General features: G+C 48.9%; 14 protein-coding genes and 1 other annotated feature. Of the genes, 12 read left to right on the top strand and 2 right to left on the bottom strand.

All coding sequences use genetic code 11. The features are described 5' to 3' along the window. The first annotated feature begins 10 nt into the window (after window positions 1-10). From LKD70_RS00625 to LKD70_RS00615, 3 genes are all read left to right on the top strand, one after another. Entirely contained in the window at window positions 11-2,488 is a 2,478-nt protein-coding gene (locus LKD70_RS00625) for a GH116 family glycosyl-hydrolase (RefSeq protein ID WP_227706122.1), read from the top strand. Beyond that, window positions 2,485-3,954: a glycoside hydrolase family 32 protein gene (locus LKD70_RS00620; protein WP_227706121.1), complete on the top strand. Its 1,470-nt coding sequence runs from the start codon at window positions 2,485-2,487 to the stop codon at window positions 3,952-3,954. Before LKD70_RS00625 ends, LKD70_RS00620 begins: the two co-directional genes overlap by 4 nt. A 130-nt stretch (window positions 3,955-4,084) precedes the next feature. Then, the gene (locus LKD70_RS00615) at window positions 4,085-5,404 is read left to right on the top strand and encodes an MATE family efflux transporter (RefSeq protein WP_227706120.1); all 1,320 of its coding nucleotides are present in this window, start codon (window positions 4,085-4,087) and stop codon (window positions 5,402-5,404) included. 10 nt (window positions 5,405-5,414) lie between these two features. Here the strand turns inward: LKD70_RS00615 and LKD70_RS00610 are convergent, their stop codons facing one another. Beyond that, window positions 5,415-6,035 (bottom strand): YesL family protein, encoded by a 621-nt coding sequence (locus tag LKD70_RS00610; RefSeq protein WP_227706119.1) that lies wholly within the window; start codon window positions 6,033-6,035, stop codon window positions 5,415-5,417. A 65-nt stretch (window positions 6,036-6,100) separates the two neighbouring features. After that, window positions 6,101-6,841, bottom strand: a complete 741-nt coding sequence (locus tag LKD70_RS00605; protein ID WP_227706118.1) for an RluA family pseudouridine synthase — start codon at window positions 6,839-6,841, stop codon at window positions 6,101-6,103. A 149-nt stretch (window positions 6,842-6,990) separates the two neighbouring features. On the opposite strand from LKD70_RS00605, the gene LKD70_RS00600 reads away from it, so the two are divergent. The 9 genes from LKD70_RS00600 (at window position 6,991) to tuf (ending at window position 18,422) form a co-directional block, all read left to right on the top strand. Beyond that, entirely contained in the window at window positions 6,991-8,334 is a 1,344-nt protein-coding gene (locus tag LKD70_RS00600; RefSeq protein WP_227706117.1) for a 5-bromo-4-chloroindolyl phosphate hydrolysis family protein, read from the top strand. 63 nt (window positions 8,335-8,397) lie between these two features. Beyond that, complete coding sequence (locus LKD70_RS00595; RefSeq protein WP_227706116.1) at window positions 8,398-9,537, top strand: toxic anion resistance protein; 1,140 nt, start codon at window positions 8,398-8,400, stop codon at window positions 9,535-9,537. Between the two features lie 82 nt (window positions 9,538-9,619). Beyond that, window positions 9,620-9,848, top strand: a binding site (T-box leader). 89 nt (window positions 9,849-9,937) lie between these two features. Further along, entirely contained in the window at window positions 9,938-11,380 is a 1,443-nt protein-coding gene (gene proS, locus LKD70_RS00590) for a proline--tRNA ligase (RefSeq protein WP_227706115.1), read from the top strand. Window positions 11,381-11,403: 23 nt separating this feature from the next. After that, complete coding sequence (locus tag LKD70_RS00585; RefSeq protein ID WP_227706114.1) at window positions 11,404-12,183, top strand: hypothetical protein; 780 nt, start codon at window positions 11,404-11,406, stop codon at window positions 12,181-12,183. 408 nt (window positions 12,184-12,591) lie between these two features. Next, complete coding sequence (gene cysK / locus LKD70_RS00580; RefSeq protein ID WP_227706233.1) at window positions 12,592-13,521, top strand: cysteine synthase A; 930 nt, start codon at window positions 12,592-12,594, stop codon at window positions 13,519-13,521. Between the two features lie 320 nt (window positions 13,522-13,841). Beyond that, a complete protein-coding gene (rpsL, locus tag LKD70_RS00575) occupies window positions 13,842-14,264 on the top strand; it encodes a 30S ribosomal protein S12 (protein WP_005608989.1) in 423 nt (140 codons plus the stop codon). Window positions 14,265-14,461: 197 nt separating this feature from the next. Next, window positions 14,462-14,932, top strand: a complete 471-nt coding sequence (gene rpsG / locus LKD70_RS00570) for a 30S ribosomal protein S7 (protein ID WP_009243127.1) — start codon at window positions 14,462-14,464, stop codon at window positions 14,930-14,932. Between the two features lie 15 nt (window positions 14,933-14,947). Then, window positions 14,948-17,062, top strand: a complete 2,115-nt coding sequence (gene fusA / locus LKD70_RS00565) for an elongation factor G (protein WP_227706113.1) — start codon at window positions 14,948-14,950, stop codon at window positions 17,060-17,062. A 166-nt stretch (window positions 17,063-17,228) separates the two neighbouring features. After that, window positions 17,229-18,422, top strand: coding sequence for an elongation factor Tu (gene tuf / locus LKD70_RS00560; RefSeq protein WP_227706112.1), 1,194 nt, complete (start codon window positions 17,229-17,231; stop codon window positions 18,420-18,422). Window positions 18,423-18,563 lie beyond the last annotated feature (141 nt).

The raw sequence follows: 18,563 nt of genomic DNA, 5'->3' as shown, positions 1-18,563 counted from the left end.
GGATTTTATCATGGATACAAAAAAACTGCACTCGAAAGCAGATCTGTTTGCGACAGGGGGAGAAATCTCCTATCAGAGAGATGCGTCTGTCGCCAAATTTCTTCTCGGAGGCCTCGGAACCGGCAATATTTCCGTGGGAGCGAGAGGCGAGTTAAGAGACTGGGAAATTTTCAACTGGCCGGGGAAAGGACAGTTTGTTCCGTTTTCATTTTTTGCAATCTGGACAAAAGAGGAAGGCAAAGAGCCGGTCAGCAGGATCCTTGAATCAAAGCTTTGCCCGCCGTTTTATAAATCCCACGGCTTTCTGAATGGGGAACTTGCAGGCATTCCGCGTTTTGAAGAGTCAAAGATGGTAGGAAAACAGCCGTTTGTCTATGTGGATTTAAAGGACAGCAAAGTGCCGGTTACGGTAAAGATGGAAGCATTTACCCCGTTTATTCCCTTGAATGCAGATGATTCCGGGATTCCGGTTGCAGTGATCCGCTATAAGGTGAAAAACCCGACGGATCGCCCAATTGATGTGTCAGTTGTCGGAACGATGGCAAATGTAGTAGGTTTTGACGGATATGATGTGTTCAATAATGTAAAGCTGGTCGATGAGGTTCAGAACGAATACAGAGAGGAAGACGGAATCAGAGGCTGGTACTACACGGCAAAACATCTCAAAGAGACGGATATGAAATTCGGAAGCATGTCCATTTCCACGACAAACAGCACAAATATTTCCAAAAAGAAATGGCTGCACGGACAGTGGACAGACAATGCGCAGGATTTCTGGGATGATTTTACAGAGGATGGAATGCTCACGGAAGAGGATGAGATTGAGGCAAAAGGATGTGACCTCCTTTCACACTACGACTTCAGCTTCCTGAACCTGAAAGAGAGAATCAGCTCCATCAGCAGCTACGAGACGATTCAGCCCAATGAAGAAAAGACATTTGAGTTCCTGATCTCCTGGTATTTCCCGAACAGGCCGAAGGGATGGATCGAGTACGACGCTGATCTTAAGAGATACCGTGAAGGCGGATATGACACGATTAAGAATTACTATGCGACAAAATGGACAGATGCATGGAATGTGGCAGAATATGTAGTCAGTAAGATGGATTATCTGGAAGGAAATTCAAGGGCGTTCGAGAATGCGCTTTTCAACACAACGCTTCCCGCTTATGTGGTCGATGCCGTTGCATCCAACATTATGTCCATGAAGAGCCACTGCTGCTTCCGGATTGAAGACGGTAATTTCCTCGGATGGGAAGGAATACGTGACTATGTGGGATGCGGACAGGGAAATGTAAACCACGTGTGGAACTATGCGACCGCGGTTGCGTGTCTGTTCCCGGATCTGGAGATTACCATGCGCAATGTGGAGTTCAACATTGAGCTGGATGACGACGGATGCATGCCGTTCCGCGCAAGAAAGGTACTGGGCGAGAGCAGATGGGATATGATACCTGCATGCGACGGAGAGTTCGGATCTATCCTCCGTATTTACAGAGAGTGGCGCTATACAGGCGACGATGAATTTCTGAAGGGAATCTGGGACAATATGATGAAGGCTCTGGAGTTCTCGATCAAAGAGTGGGATACGGATGGCGACGGCGTTCTGGACGGAAAGCAGCATGTGACATATGACATTGAATTTTACGGTCCGAACACGATGACAAATACGATCTATCTCGGCGCGCTTAAAGGCGTGGCGGAGATGGCAGAGCATCTTGGAAAGACGGATGTGGCGGAGAAATACAGAGCGCTCTACGAGAAGGCAGCGCCGCTTGTTGATCAGAAGCTGTTTAACGGCGAGTACTACATTCAGGAGCTGGAGGATGTGGACGCATACCGCTATCAGTACGGAAAAGGCTGCCTGACAGATCAGCTCCTCGGACAGTTTATGTGCCAGGCGGCAGGTCTTGGATATGTTCTTCCGAAAGAGCATGTGAAAAAGACGCTGGAATCAATCTACAAATATAATTTCAGAGACTGTATGGACGATGTGCCGAATGTACAGAGAACATACGCGCTCAACGATGAGGCAGGACTGGTACTCTGCTCATGGCCGCACGGCGGAAGACCGAGATTCCCGTTCGCATACTGTGATGAAGTGTGGACCGGAGTGGAATATACGGTTGCGGCTGCGATGATCAAAGAAGGGATGATCGAGGAGGCATTTACGATTGTCCGCGCCATCAGAGACCGGTACGACGGATATAAGAGATGCCCGTGGAGTGAGACAGAGGCAGGACACCACTATATCAGGCCGATGTCAAGTTTCACACTGATTCCAGCGCTTGCAGGATATGAGTGCGATATGGTGAAGAAGACCATGTCTTTTGACCCGGTTATTAATAAAAAGGATTACACAACCTTCTGGATTAACGGAAAGGCGTGGGGGACTTACTATCAGACAATAGATGATGAAGGAAATGTGCACCGGGATATCCAGGTATTATACGGAGATCTCGGGGACATCAGGATAGAGAATATATGATTGAAGAGTATATTGTAAAAAAACGGGAGACAAGCGCGAACAGCGAGAAATGGAGGCCGCAGTATCATTTTACGGCTCCTGTCTCCTGGATGAATGATCCGAACGGACTGATCTACTATAAAGGGTGGTATCACCTCTTCTATCAGTATAATCCAAAGAACTGCGACTGGGCCTCCATGCACTGGGGGCACGCGGTCAGCAGGGATATGATACGGTGGCAGGATATGCCGATCGCTCTGAAACCGGATCAGCCATATGACAATCATCCGGAAGGCGGCTGCTTTTCCGGAAGCGCCGTGGAGAAAGACGGAGTACTGTATATCTTTTATACGGCAACGGTGAAAAAAGACGGAAAAACGAGACAGACACAGTGCATCGCCTACTCTGACGACGGCGTCCATTTTCAAAAATATGCGGGCAACCCGGTAGTGGAGAAGCCGTCTCCCGAAGTGTCAGATGATTTTCGTGATCCGAAAGTGTTTGAACATGACGGAAAATGGTATATGGTTGTCGGCGGATCGATCGGAGGAGCGGAAAACGGCGGTGACGGAAGAATATTTCTCTATGAATCGGACAATATTTTTGACTGGGCTTACAAAGGAGAAATTCTCGTTTCGGGAGGAAGAATGGGGACGATGTTTGAGTGTCCTGATTTCTTCGAGATCAACGGGAAATGGGTGCTGACCTGTTCTCCGATGAATCATCCGACGCTGAACAAGGCACTCTACTGTGTCGGCCAGATGGACTTCGCGACAGGCAATTACGAGATCGAGAAGATCGGGACTCTGGATGCGGGGTTTGATTATTACGCTCCGCAGACATTTCTCGACAAACATGGAAACCGTGTCATGGTGGCCTGGCAGAACGGCTGGCTCTGGATGCCCTGGTGTGAGGACTGGGGTCCGACAAGCGTAGAAAACTGGCGGGGAACCTTCAGCATCCCGCGGGTTGTAACGATGAATGAGGAGGATGAGATCTGCCTCTATCCGGTTCAGGAGCTGGAGACGCTTGTGAAGAGCCGGGAGTATCTGAAAAATGTGGAAGTGACAAGAGAAAAATATATGATCCGCCCGGATACGCCGAGAAGTTTCCGGCTGCAGATCCGGCTGGATGTAAAGAAGATCCGTTCACGCTATCTGGAAATCGGCGTGCTCGGGAAGGGCGACCACGCGACGGTGATCTCGGTTGATCTGCTGGAAAATATTTTAAGTCTTGATAAAAACAACGGAGATCTGTACGGCAGAGGGAGAATGAACCGGATCATCCGTCGGGAGAGCGATATGCTGGAGATAATGATTCTTGTGGACTGCAGCAGTGTGGAAGTCTATGCGGAGCATGGCAGATACTGTATTACCAGTAATGTTTATCCGGAGAAGGATCAGACGGAATGCTGGATCAGAACACCGTATAAGGATGCCGTGATCGATGAAATTACAGTGAGTTCACTGGATGGAATATGGGGTTGACAGAATGAGGCAATTCCTCTATAGTATCCTGTGAAAACCATGAGTGGATTTTTCCGGATTATGTCTTCTTTTCGCCACACAGTTATCTTTTTGATGGCTGTGTGGCGTTTTTCTGTGTAGAGGAGGAATTATGAACGAAAGCTTTATGAAAGAAAAACCGGTACTGCCGCTGATTTTGTCCATGTCACTTCCCATGGTATTATCCATGCTTGTAAACTCTCTGTACAATATTGTGGACAGCTTTTTCGTGGCGCAGATCAGTGAGGACGCAATGACTGCGCTGTCGCTTGTCTATCCGGTGCAGAATCTGATCAATGCGGTGGGGATTGGATTTGGAATCGGTATCAATGCGGTGATTGCCTTTTATTCAGGGGCAGGGAACCGGAAGAGAGCGGACGTCGCGGCGACCCAGGGATTTGTGCTGGCGGGGGTTCACAGCGTGGTACTGACCATCGGATGTATTGCCGTTATGCCGGCTTTCCTTAAGATGTTTACCTCGTCAGAGCGGGTCGTTGACCTGGGACTCCGGTATTCTTACATCGCGTTTGCGTTTACGGTTATGGTCGTTCTGGGAATTACATTTGAAAAAGTCTTTCAGGCGGTGGGACGCATGAAGGTTACAATGATGAGTATGATGTGCGGATGTGTCGCCAATATTATTCTTGATCCGGTACTGATCTTCGGACTGGGACCCTTCCCTGAGATGGGAATCGAGGGAGCGGCACTTGCAACCGGGATCGGCCAGACGCTGACGTTTGTGATTTATCTCGTCATCTACTTTGCCCGTTCCATCAGTGTACATATCAGAAAAGAGCAGCTTCGCCCTGACCGGGAGATGGTTTTAAAACTGTACTCCATCGGTATACCGGCGACACTGAATCTTGCACTGCCGTCTGTTCTGATCTCGTCGCTGAATGCGATCCTTGCGGCGTACTCAGAGGTCTATATTCTCGTGCTTGGAATTTACTATAAACTGCAGACGTTCCTCTATCTCCCCGCCAATGGCTTTGTCCAGGGAATGCGCCCGCTGGTCGGTTATAATTACGGGGCAGGAGAGCATGAGAGGGTCAGCCAGATTTACAGAATTGTCCTCTGTATGAGCGGCGTGATTATGGCAGTCGGAACAGTCATTTGTCTGGCAGTTCCGGAGCCGATTATGAGCCTGTTTACCCATACTCCGGAGACGATACATGCCGGGGAAACAGCGCTGCGTGTAATCAGCGCGGGCTTCATTGTATCGGCAGTATCTGTGACGTCTTCAGGGGCACTTGAAGGACTGGGAAAAGGAGCCCCTTCGCTGATTATTTCGCTTTGCCGGTATATTGTTGTTATCATTCCGGCCGCATTTGTGCTGAGCAGGATACTCGGTGCGCCGGGAGTCTGGGCCGCTTTCCCTGTGGCAGAGGCAGTGACGGCAGTGATCGCGTATATTGTCTATAAAAAGTCCTGATTTGTCCTGTCTATGAATGCAGGGCATCCGGATCCGCGGCGGAGAGAAAGATGCGGGAATTGGCGTAGGCAACAGATGAAAATCCGAGAAAGCCGATGAGCGGGAGAATACGGAGAAAAAAGGTCGGATAGATCAGGAGCAGCGCCGGGATAAGTGCATTCATAAAAACCATGATGAACGATCGAAATACATGGCTGAAGGCGAGAAAGAATGCTGTTTTTACAATATCGGCTATACTTTTTCCATAATAATCCACAAGCGGAATGAGATAGGCTGCAATGAGTGAAAAGAATACGGCCAGTATGATAAGCACAGCAAGAAGCAGGGGCTGTATGCCGGATGGCAGAAAGCGGGACAGATAAAAATCACCTGCAAGAACGGCGTACACCGCGGCAGCGGCCAGATACAGGATCGTTGCTTTTACAAAATTCCGGCGGAATGCGGAAAAGAAATCTTTTGTCAGATAAGACTCTTCCTTCCGTACCATTTTTACTGTGCAGTGATAGAGCGCCGATGTGGCTGCTCCTGCCGTGACGACGGGGATACAGCAGAGGATATAGAGGATATTCAGAAAGAAAAGATCCCCGATTTTCATGAGAAATGCAAGAATTTTACTGCTTTTTTGTTCCATACCGCAAGGCCTCCTGTATACTGTGAATTTCTTTATTTTTATCATACAGGAAGGCCAGCGTATTTTCAATCAAAATATGGAAAGGGTTCCATAAATTCCATCTTCCGGTGATCTTCCGGGTGCGCAAACTCCAGCCGATACGCGAACAGGCAGAGCGGCTGCTGAGAGCCGGTGCCTCCGGGCATTTCCGATGACTGATCTGTACTGTTCTGCCTGCCGTATTTTCTGTCGCCGATGAGCGGACAGCCGATATGCGCCATCTGTACGCGGATCTGGTGGTGACGTCCGGTGTCCAGACGGATGCGCACAAGCGATGTCCCGCCCCGGACTTCTTCCACCTGGTAGTGAAGCACTGCCTTTTTGGCGCCGGAAACATTTTTTTCACAGACGCGGGACGTGTTTGTCCGTCCGTCCCGGATCAGATAATCTTCCAGTGTGCCTTCTTTTTTCGATGGTACACCGCTGACAAGCGCCATGTAATATTTCCCAAATCCGGAAGCAGTGAGCTGCCGGTTCAGGTCTTTGGCGGCAGCAGGTGTCTTCGCAAATACGAGGAACCCGGCCACAGGCTGGTCAAGGCGGTGGATGACCGCGAGATAGGGATCGCCGGAGCCGCTGGTACGCACAGGCGCGGTGCTCCCGGAGGAGTTGAAGCGGGCGCGGGATGATGCCAGGTGGTTTTTCAGCAGGCTTACCATGTCCGGGGTACCGATACGGCTGCTCTGAACCGCGATTCCCGCAGGCTTTCTGCAGACGATGATGTGTTTATCTTCATACAGGATCATTTCATTTATATCAGGTTTCATACATACTCCTTTGTTTTCCGTTTTAACCGTTTTGCAGCAGTGTATTCCGCCTTTGCAGATCGACGCTATTCTTGACTTTTCCACCGCTTACAGCTAAACTGATTATCATACAAAAGAATTTTCAGGTCAAGCTTTTAAGGAGGCAAACCATGATAAATAATGACTGGGAAAGGTTTGGAGATGAGATCCGCAGAACGATTCAGGATGCGGTGGATTCCCGGGACTTCAGCAGGCTGAATCAGACGGTGTCTGACACGATCAGCCAGGCGATGGACAATGTATCGCGGGGATTGAAAAACGGAGGATGGTACAGACCGAATCCGCTGAATCAGGAACAGCAGAATGCGGATGCACAATATACACGAAACGGGCAGTATACAGGGAACGGACAGTATACGGAAAACGGATCGTATACGGGAAATGCGCAGCATACGGAAAACGGACAGTATACATGGAGCACGCAGAATACATGGGGAACCGGGACAGGACAGGGAACAGCGCCGCGGGGACAGGCTGCACAGACGCAGGCAAAAAGCAGAAAGCTGCTCTATTTAAAGGGAACATCTGTGAAAATAGGCGGAATCTTTCTTGCGATTACAGGTTATGTGTTCGGAATCGGTTCGCTTATCTTTCTTTTGCTTCTCTGCATCGGAGCTGCAGCGACGGGATGGGAGCCGGCTCTTCAGTTTGCGGCGGCAGCATTCGGTTTGTTTACCCTGATCTTTGCCGTTATGGCGGGGACGGGAACCGGGATGACCTTAAGTGTAGGAAGGTTCAGAAAGTACGTGAGTGTTCTGAAGGACAGAGAATACTGCGACGTCAAGGAACTGGCCCAGAAGACAGGCCGGTCAGTGAAGGCGGTTACAAAGGATATCCGGAAGATGATCAAAAAAGGCTGGTTCTGCCAGGGACATCTGGACGAGAAGGAGTCCTGCCTTATGGTCAGCGATGAAGCGTACCGCCAGTACACGGGGCTGATGGATCGTATGCGCAGGGAAAAGGCGGAGAAGGAAGCTGCGGCAGAGAAGCAGAAACAGGAGTACGAGAAGCTGTCGCCGGAAGTGCAGAAAGTGATTAAAGCCGGCGATGACTATGTGAGAAAAATCCGTGAGGCGAACGATGCGATCCCCGGGGAGGAGATCTCTGCGAAGATCTCAAGGATGGAGATGCTTGTAGACAGGATTTTTGACCGCGTAGAGCAGAATCCGGAGTCTGTAAACGATATAAGAAAGCTGATGGAATACTATCTTCCCACGACAATCAAGCTTCTGGATGCATATGAGGAGTTGGATTCCCAGCCTGTACAGGGGGAGAATATCATTTCTTCCAAGCGGGAGATCGAGAAGACAATCGATACGCTGAATACAGCGTTTGAAAAGCTGCTCGACGATCTGTTCCAGGACACTGCCTGGGATGTGTCATCAGATATTTCCGTGCTTGAGACAATGCTTGCACAGGAGGGACTTACGGAAGACGGACTGAAGAAAAAATAGAACAGGAAGAATAGGGAAACCCTGTTTATGGAACATCAGTAAAAACAGTTGGAGGAGAAGAAGATGGCGAATGATTTTCAGGATATGAGCACAACACCCACATTGACACTGGATCCGTTTCAGGCGCAGGAGGAGAAGAAGCCTCCGGTTGAGAAGCCGGAAGAGCCTGTGATGGACGAAAGCATTCTTACAGAAGAAGAGCGGAGGATGGTAGACTCGTTTGCGCAGCAGATCGATCTGACCAATTCGGCTCTGGTGCTTCAGTACGGAGCGGGCACGCAGAAGAAGATGGCGGATTTTTCCGAGTCCGCGCTGGAAAATGTGAGATCCAAAGATCTGGGAGAAGTGGGAGACCTGCTCACCGGAGTGGTAAAAGAGCTGAAAACTTTTGATGAGGAAGAGGAAAAAGGAGGTTTCCTCGGACTGTTTAAGAAAGCTTCCAACAAAATAGAGACGATGAAGGCGAAATATGCAAAGGCTGAAGCCAATGTAAATGAGATTATAAAAGTACTGGAAAAGCATCAGGTGCAGCTTATGAAGGACACTGCGCTTCTGGACAAGATGTACGAGCTGAATCTGACGTATTTTAAGGAGCTGTCCATGTATATTCTTGCGGGAAAGAAGAAGCTTGCGGAAGTGAGAGGAACCGAGCTCGCACAGCTTATGCAGAAGGCACAGGCTTCGGGTCTTCCGGAGGATGCTCAGGCGGCGAAAGACCTTGATTCTATGTGCAACCGGTTTGAGAAAAAGGTACATGATCTGGAGCTGACGCGGATGATCTCGATCCAGACCGCGCCTCAGATCCGTCTTGTTCAGGACAACGATACACAGATGGTGGAGAAGATCCAGTCCACGATCGTGAATACGATTCCGCTCTGGAAAAGCCAGATGGTGCTTGCGCTCGGCGTCGAACATTCCACGCAGGCTGCGGCGGCACAGCGGCAGGTGACGGATATGACAAATGAGCTGCTCCGGAAGAATGCAGAGAAGCTTAAGATGGCCACAGTGGAAACTGCGAAGGAGTCTGAGAGGGGAATTGTCGATATGGAGACATTAAAGGCGACGAATGAATCGCTGATTTCCACTCTCGATGAAGTTATGAATATCCAGAGAGAAGGCAGACAGAAGAGGCAGGAGGCAGAGGCTGAACTGAAAAACATGGAGCAGGAGTTAAAGACAAAACTTCTTGAGATTCGGGGATAGATTCAGACGGAGGATTCTGCGTGGGTACAGAAATTTCGTTCATTATTGACATGCGGGCTGTTTTCGGGTAAAATCACTGTTACGACCAGCGTTGAACGGGATTAGTATATAGAGAGAATGCCTCAGAGAGAAAGCGGATGGTGAAAGCTTTTGCAGGACTTTATAGAACCGGCCCGGGAGCTTCCGCAGGAAAGTGCGGCGTATATCTGCGTTAAAGAGAAAAAGAGAGAACGACGTGTGAATTTTTCAGTCCGCACTGCGGACGCGCGCCGTTAATTAGGGTGGTACCGCCGGAATATCCGGTCCCTTGTCACAGGGACTGGATGTCCCGGCGTTTTGTTTTTCGAGTCCGAGCATACGGCGGACTGCGGATGAAATTTATGAAAAAGGAGAGAGAAAGATGGCGAAAGAAAAGAAACTGGTACAGTCAATCACTTCGCGTGATGAAGATTTCGCACAGTGGTACACGGATGTTGTCCGTGAGGCAAAACTCTGCGATTATTCCGGAGTAAAGGGATGTCTGAACTATCTCCCCAACGGATATGCACTCTGGGAGAATATCCAGGCGGATCTGGACAGGCGTTTTAAAGAGACAGGTGTGGAGAATGTATATCTTCCCGTACTGATTCCCGAGAGTCTGCTTCAGAAGGAGAAAGATCATATTGAGGGATTCGCTCCGGAAGTGGCATGGGTGACACACGGAGGAATGGAGAAGCTTCAGGAGAGATTCTGTATCCGTCCGACATCCGAGACGCTTTTCTGTGATGTGTGGAGCAAGACCGTGCAGTCTTACCGTGATCTTCCGAAAGTATGGAATCAGTGGTGCTCTGTGCTCCGTTGGGAGAAGACGACAAGACCGTTCCTTCGTTCCAGAGAGTTCCTCTGGCAGGAAGGACATACGATTCACGCCACATACGAGGAAGCGGAAGAGCGTACAAAGCTGATGTGGGAAGTCTATAAGAGCTTTGTGGAAGAAGATCTGGCGATTCCGGTTGTGGCGGGACGCAAGACAGAGAGCGAGAAGTTTGCAGGCGCGCAGGATACCTATACAATCGAAGCGCTGATGCACGACGGGCAGGCATTGCAGTCTGCGACGAGCCATTTCTTTGGAAATGCATTCCCGGATGCGTTCAACATCAAATATGCGGACAAGAATAATGAGCTTCACAGTGTATATGAGACATCATGGGGACTGTCCACAAGAATTATCGGTGCAATCATCATGGTACACGGTGATGACAGCGGACTTGTGCTTCCGCCGAGAATTGCGCCTGTTCAGACGAGAGTTATTCCGATTGCCCAGCACAAGGAAGGCGTACTTGATAAGGCAAATGAGCTGCTGGCAGCGCTGAAAGCAGCCGGATACCGTGCGAAAATCGACGATTCCGAGAAGAGCCCGGGATGGAAATTCAGCGAGCAGGAGATGCTTGGAATCCCGACACGTATTGAGATCGGACCGAAAGATATCGAGAACGGACAGGTTGTAGTAGTACGCCGTGATACGAGAGAAAAGATTGTCGTTTCAATTGATGAGATCGGAACAAAGCTTGGCGAGATCCTTGAGACAATCCAGAAAGATCTGTATGCGAAAGCAAAAGCGTTCCTCGATGATCATATCAGTTCTGCGACGACAATGGATGAGATGAAAGAAGCGGTACAGAACAAAAAGGGATTTGTCAAGGCAATGTGGTGCGGCGAAGAGGCGTGCGAGGATGAGATCAAAGCTCAGACCGGCGGCGTGACATCCAGATGCATTCCGATGGAAGAAGAGCATCTTTCAGACGTGTGCGTGTGCTGCGGAAAACCGGCGAAGCATATGGTGTACTGGGGAAGAGCGTATTAGAATCCGGAAGATGATGGAAGAAAATGTTAGCAAAACACAAGATTTCGCTGATTTCAGCATTACATTACTTTAAGCTGTTCTACCGTTCAGTGCTTTTTATTCTGGCGCTGGTGATGTATGTTGTCAGCAGAATACAAAATTCGGGGGAACTGTTCCAGGGGTATGAAAGAGAATACTGGCTCCTTGGTATTATATGGCTTGTATATGCCTTTGAAATGGTCTCCCGTTTCTTTCCGGCCAGGCTTGAAAGCATGGGCAGCGAGAAGCAGTTCAGACGCAATTTCAGGCCGACAGGAAAAACAGAGCCGATGCTTCAGTCGTGGAAACAGACATTTGCGATTGCGGCAGCCTGGCTTATACTTAACAGTTTTATCGGGATACTGTATTATACGGGAGTGATCGATGAGGGAATCCTTGTGCTGATCAGTCTGGCATACGGTGTGTGTGATATGATCTGCATCCTGTTTTTCTGTCCATTTCAGACGTGGTTCATGAAGAACAGATGCTGTACGGTATGCAGGATTTACAACTGGGATTTCGCAATGATGTTTACGCCGTTTATATTTATTCCAAACGGGTATACATGGAGCCTGCTTGCGATGTCGCTTCTGCTCCTTGCCCGCTGGGAAATTACAGTACACAGATATCCGGAACGTTTTTCCGACCGGACAAATGCCAATCTGACATGCGCAAACTGCAAGGAAAAACTGTGCCATCACAAAAAACAGCTGCAGGGGTTCTGGAAAAAGAACCGTATCTTTAAGAATCTGCAGCCGGAGAAGAAAAACCGGGACAGAATATGAAGGCAGGTTTGCCGATCTGCCAGGAAAAATGCCGGGATTTTAGCTGGTGCAAAAAATCACTGCAAGGCTAAAACCCCGGCCTTCTTTTATTTTTTTCTGCAAGCCACTCTTTTACGGCTTCGATGTCTCTGTCTAATGCCTGCGCAATCTGTTCTTCGGACATTCCCATCTTTTTCAGACTACACGCTGTACGGTGTTTTCCCTCATTGTTTTCAGTTGCTTATACCTGTTTTTTGTCTGCGAAAATCTGCCTGGAATTCAAATCGTAAGTTTTTGCAAAAATCAGTTGAGCTATTCCATGCAAAGTAATATAATAAGAAGTTGTGACATATTTTATGCACTTCGTGTACGAGATACCATATTATACATATTATAGACAAATGATTGACAGAAAGGCATGGAACGAACGTGATTTACAATAATATTCTTGAGGCAATGGGAAACACGCCCCTGATCCGCTTAAGCCGCATGGTGGAGAAGGGCAGCGCGCAGATTCTGGTGAAATTTGAGGGACTCAACGTGGGCGGCTCCATCAAGACGAGAACCGCATACAATATGATTCGTGACGCAGAGGAGAAAGGCCTGATCAAAGAGGATACGATCATCGTCGAACCGACCAGCGGCAATCAGGGCATCGGCCTTGCGCTTGTCGGGGCGGTGAGAGGATATCAGACGCGGATTATCATGCCGGATTCCGTCAGCGAGGAGAGAAGAAAGCTGATGAAACATTACGGCGCGGAAGTCGTTCTGATTCATGATGCGGGCAACATCGGGGCATGTATCGAAGAGTGTCTGAATACGGCGCTTAAAATGGCGGAGGAAGACCCGAGAGTGTTCGTGCCCCAGCAGTTTGAAAATCCGGCCAACCCGGCGGTTCACAGATCGAAAACGGCCATCGAGATCCTTGAGCAGACAGACTGCAGGATCGACGGATTCTGTTCCGGCATCGGAACAGGCGGGACGATCACCGGGATCGGCGAGGTGCTTAAAGAGAAGAACCCGGATATGGAGATCTGGGCAGTGGAGCCGGAACATGCGGCGATCCTTTCCGGCGGTTCCATCGGGACGCATCTTCAGATGGGAATCGGTGACGGGCTGATTCCGGAGATTTTGAATACAGAGATCTACAATGACATCTGTATCGTGACAGATGAAGAAGCGATTCAGACGTCCCGGGATCTGGCGTCAAAAGAGGGTATCATGTGCGGCATTTCCTCCGGAACCAATGTGGCGGCAGCGCTGAAGCTGGCGAAAAAACTGGGGGAGGGAAAGACTGTTGTTACGGTTCTGCCTGACACGGCGGAGCGCTACTTCTCCACGCCGCTGTTTGAAGAATAGATCCGGCGGAAGAACAGAATAGAATTATAGGAGGAGCTTTCGGCAGAGCAGGCCGAAGGCTTCTCTGATTTTGCACGATAAGGTCGGCTGGAGGCTGCCGGACCTGCGCGATCTGAGGTTTTTCTGTTAAATATCAAAAAAACACCTGTTAAATATCGAAAAATCCCTTGACTTTCCAAAATAAACGTAATAAACTGATTTAGCGTGCATAAAAGGGCATTGTTCTTTTTGTGCGCTCAAAAGGATAATGACATAATTATCCGCAGCCCCTTGCGGCATAAGCCGTGAGGTAACGAATAATTCATAGGAGGTGAAAAGGAATGCCAACATTTAACCAGTTAGTTAGAAAAGGACGTCAGACTTCCGAGAAAAAGTCTACAGCACCGGCACTTCAGAAAGGATACAACTCTCTGAAAAAGCGTGCGACAAACGTATCCGCACCGCAGAAGAGAGGTGTGTGTACAGCTGTTAAGACTGCTACACCGAAGAAGCCTAACTCCGCTCTGAGAAAGATCGCCAGAGTTCGTCTTTCTAACGGAATCGAAGTAACAAGCTATATCCCGGGCGAGGGACACAACCTTCAGGAGCATAGCGTTGTTATGATCCGTGGAGGAAGAGTTAAGGACCTGCCTGGTACAAGATACCACATCATCCGTGGTACACTCGATACAGCAGGTGTTGCGAAGAGACGTCAGGCTCGCTCCAAATACGGCGCGAAGAGACCGAAAGACGCTAAGAAGTAATTTCCTTGGCAATTGATGCAGTAACTAAGTAGTTAAATCGTATCACAAACAGAACTATGATTATCGTAAGGTTGCGGATTCAGATATAGTCCCGCGGCCACGAGCACATGCAATGCGATTCCATAGAAAGACACATGTGAGTACCGATGAATTAATCCCGGAAAATTCCGGAAAATATGATTAAGGAGGGAAGGACCGTGCCACGTAAAGGACATACTCAGAAAAGAGATGTATTAGCGGATCCGATATACAACAATAAAGTTGTTACCAAACTTATCAACAACATCATGCTTGATGGTAAGAAAGGCGTAGCACAGAAGATTGTATACGGCGCATTTGAAAGAGTAGAGGCAAAGGCTGAGAAGCCGGCGATCGAGGTGTTCGAGGAAGCAATGAACAACATGATGCCGGTTCTCGAGGTAAAGGCAAGACGTATCGGCGGTGCAACATACCAGGTACCGATCGAGGTCAGAGCTGACAGAAGACAGGCACTCGCTCTTCGCTGGCTGACAATGTACTCCCGTCAGAGAGGCGAGAAGACAATGGAAGAGAGGCTGGCAAACGAGATTCTTGACGCAGCGAACAACACAGGCGGAGCTGTGAAGAGAAAAGAAGATATGCATAAGATGGCAGAGGCAAACAAGGCGTTTGCACACTATCGATTCTAATAGGAGGAAAAAACCTTGGCTGGAAGAGAATATCCATTAGAGAGAACCAGAAATATCGGTATCATGGCGCATATCGATGCGGGTAAGACAACGCTGACAGAGCGTATTCTCTACTATACCGGTGTTAACTACAAGATAGGTGATACTCATGAGGGCACTGCAACCATGGACTGGATGGAGCAGGAGCAGGAAAGAGGTATCACAATTACTTCAGCCGCTACGACATGCCACTGGACTCTGGAAGAGAAAACGAAACCGAAGCCGGGGGCACTGGAGCACCGTATCAACATTATCGATACTCCGGGACACGTTGACTTTACCGTAGAGGTTGAGCGTTCACTCCGTGTGCTGGACGGCGCGGTTGGAGTTTTCTGTGCAAAGGGCGGTGTTGAGCCTCAGTCAGAGAACGTATGGCGTCAGGCAGACACATACAATGTACCGAGAATGGCGTTCATCAACAAGATGGACATTCTTGGAGCTGATTTCTACAATGCAGTAGAGCAGATCAAGACAAGACTCGGCAAAAACGCGATCTGCCTTCAGCTTCCGATCGGAAAGGAAGATGAGTTCAAGGGAATCATCGACCTGTTCGAGATGCAGGCATACATCTATAATGATGAAAAGGGCGATGACATCTCCGTGACAGAGATTCCGGAGGAGATGAAGGATGAGGCAGAGCTTTACCACACAGAGCTCATCGAAAAGATCTGCGAACTTGACGACGATCTGATGATGGAGTATCTGGAAGGTGAGGAGCCGTCTGTAGATGCTCTGAAGGCAGTGCTGAGAAAGGCTACATGTGAGTGTACAGCCGTTCCGGTATGCTGCGGTTCTGCATACAGAAACAAAGGTGTTCAGAAGCTTCTGGATGCAATCCTTGAGTTTATGCCGGCTCCGACAGACATCCCGGCTATCAAGGGTGTCGACGAAGACGGCAACGAAGTGGAGAGACATTCTTCTGACGAAGAGCCGTTCTCTGCTCTTGTGTTCAAGATCATGACAGACCCGTTCGTAGGTAAGCTCGCTTACTTCAGAGTTTACTCCGGTACAATGAACTCCGGTTCCTATGTACTGAATGCGACAAAGGGCAAAAAAGAGCGTGTTGGCCGTATCCTTCAGATGCATGCCAACAAGCGTGAAGAGCTGAGTAAAGTTTACTCAGGAGATATCGCTGCGGCGATCGGATTTAAGTTCTCCACAACAGGAGATACGATCTGTGACGAGCAGCATCCTGTAATTCTTGAATCCATGGAATTCCCGGAGCCGGTTATCGAGCTTGCAATCGAGCCGAAGACAAAGGCTTCTCAGGGCAAACTGGGTGAATCTCTTGCGAAACTTGCAGAGGAAGACCCGACATTCCGTGCTCATACAAATCAGGAGACAGGACAGACGATCATCGCCGGAATGGGCGAGCTTCATCTTGAGATTATCGTAGACAGACTTCTGCGTGAGTTCAAGGTAGAGGCAAATGTCGGCGCTCCGCAGGTTGCTTACAAAGAAGCGATCACAAAAGCGGTAGATGTGGACAGCAAATATGCAAAACAGTCTGGTGGACGTGGACAGTACGGACACTGTAAAGTTAAATTTGAGCCAATGGATGCGAACGGCGAGGAGACATACAAGTTCGAGTCTACCGTTGTCGGCGGTGCGATTCCGAAGGAGTATATCCCGGCTGTAGGCGAAGGTATCGAGGAAGCGATGAAATCCGGTATCCTCGGTGGATTCCCGGTTGTGGGCGTTCACGCGAACGTATACGACGGATCTTACCATGAGGTGGACTCCTCAGAGATGGCATTCCATATTGCGGGATCTCTTGCGTTCAAGGATGCCATGAAACAGGGAGCTCCGGTTCTGCTTGAGCCTATTATGAAGGTTGAAGTTACAATGCCTGAGGAATACATGGGCGATATCATCGGTGACCTGAACTCACGCCGCGGACGCATTGAGGGAATGGATGACCTTGGCGGCGGCAAGATCGTACGCGCATTTGTTCCGCTGTCTGAGATGTTCGGATACTCCACAGACCTTCGTTCCAGAACACAGGGGCGCGGTAACTACTCCATGTTCTTTGAAAAATATGAGCAGGTACCGAAGTCTGTACAGGAGAAGGTACTGTCTAACAAGCAGTAAAATAAATATATGACAGTTCTATTGCTGAACTGGAGAGAAAAATGCGTAAATCGCATAAAAAGGCTTGAAAAACGGCTAGGTTTGAAATATAATCAAACTTAGCCGGGTAAAACGAATTTCATTAGAATGCCTGAAAACAGGCGGATTTTTAAGGAGGATATTCAAAATGGCAAAAGCTAAATTTGAAAGAACAAAACCGCATTGTAATATCGGTACAATCGGCCACGTTGACCATGGTAAAACAACTCTGACAGCTGCGATCACAAAGGTACTTTCTCACAGAGTAACTGGTAACGCAGAGGTTGCTTTCGATAACATCGATAAAGCTCCGGAAGAGAGAGAGCGTGGAATCACGATTTCTACAGCACACGTTGAGTATGAGACAGAGAACCGTCACTATGCACACGTTGACTGCCCGGGACATGCTGACTATGTAAAGAACATGATCACAGGTGCAGCTCAGATGGACGGCGCTATCCTTGTTGTAGCTGCTACAGACGGTGTTATGGCTCAGACAAAAGAGCACATCCTTCTGTCCCGCCAGGTTAACGTTCCGTATATCGTAGTATTCATGAACAAATGCGATATGGTAGACGACGAGGAGCTGCTTGAGCTCGTAGAGATGGAGATCCGTGAAGTACTCAACGAGTATGAGTTCCCGGGAGATGACACTCCGATTATCCAGGGTTCTGCTCTGAAGGCTCTCGAGGATCCGGACGGACCGTGGGGAGACAAGATCATGGAGCTTATGGACGCTGTTGACGAGTGGATTCCGACTCCGGAGCGTGATACAGATAAGCCGTTCCTTATGCCTGTAGAGGACGTATTCTCCATCACAGGACGTGGAACAGTTGCTACTGGTAGAGTAGAGCGTGGTACACTTCACCTTTCTGATGAAGTTGAGATCATCGGTATTCACGAGGATGTTAAGAAGACAGTTGTAACAGGTATCGAGATGTTCCGTAAGCTGCTCGACGAGGCTCGTGCAGGTGATAACATTGGTGCGCTGCTTCGTGGTATCCAGAGAACAGAGATCGAAAGAGGTCAGGTTCTCATCAAACCTGGTACAGTAACATGCCATACAAAATTTACATGCCAGGTTTACGTTCTGACAAAGGATGAGGGTGGCCGTCATACACCGTTCTTCAACAACTATCGTCCGCAGTTCTACTTCAGAACAACAGACGTTACAGGTGTTTGCGAGCTTCCGGAAGGTACAGAGATGTGCATGCCTGGAGATCATGTTACAATGACAGTTGAACTGATCCACCCGGTAGCTATGGAGGAAGGTCTGAGATTCGCTATCCGTGAGGGTGGACGTACAGTAGGATCAGGTACAGTTGCTACCATCATCGAGTAATATTTGCGAAAGCTGCAAGCCGTATGGCGATAAATAAAAAATGTCTGTGGAGAGTTTATTCTCCGCAGACTTTTTTTATTTATCGGCACAGGGGCCGGTTCGCTTCAATTGCAGAGTGCAGATTGCGCAATCCAAATTCGC

The organism is Ruminococcus turbiniformis, from assembly GCF_020687545.1.
Classification (GTDB): domain Bacteria; phylum Bacillota; class Clostridia; order Lachnospirales; family Lachnospiraceae; genus Mediterraneibacter; species Mediterraneibacter turbiniformis.
Note: the sequence above shows the minus strand (reverse complement) of the source record. Positions and strands in the feature narration are given on the sequence as shown.